Annotated in this window: 2 protein-coding genes; one reads left to right on the forward strand and one right to left on the reverse strand. The window is 25.5% G+C overall.

Translation table 11 applies throughout. The features are described from left to right. Positions 1–557 (forward strand): SOS response-associated peptidase (locus tag AMN99_RS01635; RefSeq protein ID WP_075506106.1); only part of this gene is annotated, 557 nt, incomplete at its 5' end. Between the two features lie 2 nt (positions 558–559). Here AMN99_RS01635 and AMN99_RS05740 read toward each other — a convergent pair. Next, a partial coding sequence (locus AMN99_RS05740) for a hypothetical protein (protein WP_179850425.1) occupies positions 560–780 on the reverse strand: 221 nt, incomplete at its 5' end.

Here is a 780-nt window from a genome sequence, read left to right on the forward strand (position 1 = left end):
TTCAGGTAGAGGATAATGAAAACTATAATGCTCATCCTTATCAAAAACTTCCAGTTATAAAAAAATATAAAAATGGAAATACCTTAGAAGCTTTGAAATGGGGTTTGGTCCCAAGTTGGGCAAAAGATAAAGATTTTAAAGCTCTGATTAATGCACGACTTGAGACCATTGATGAAAAGGTTTCATTTAAAAAATTGATAAAAAATAATCGATGTGTTGCTGTTGCAGATGGATTTTATGAATGGAAGAGGGAAGAGAAAGAAAAAACACCTCATTACTTTACCCGTGAAGATACCAATACCATCTATTTTGCAGGAATATTTGAAGACGATCAGTTTTGTTTAATTACAGAAGAAGCAAAAGAAAATATTAAGGAAATTCATCACCGACAACCAGTTATTCTTAATCAAGTAGATGTTAATAGATATCTTAATTTAGAATTACAAGGATCAGCGTTTCTAAATGAACGTAAATCACCAGATCTTATATTTCATGAAGTTTCAAAAGATGTAAATAAGCCTACAAATAATAGCGCTTCTTTAATACAAAAAATATAAATCTATTTTCTTTTATTTTTTTTAAATTTAAAGTTTTTAGGTCTTTTTCTATTTTTAAATTTTCTTTTATTATTTTTGTTTTCAAATTTTTTGAATTTCTTCTTTTTACTTAATTTATTGTTAGAAAATTTATTCTTAAATTTCTTTTTAAATTTATTTTTTTTATTAAATTTCTTACTCTTTTGATTATTTGGTCTTGCTTCTTCTTTAACTTTAAAATCAG

Source organism: Candidatus Pelagibacter communis, assembly GCF_001180225.1.
In the GTDB taxonomy this organism is placed as follows: domain Bacteria; phylum Pseudomonadota; class Alphaproteobacteria; order Pelagibacterales; family Pelagibacteraceae; genus Pelagibacter; species Pelagibacter ubique_D.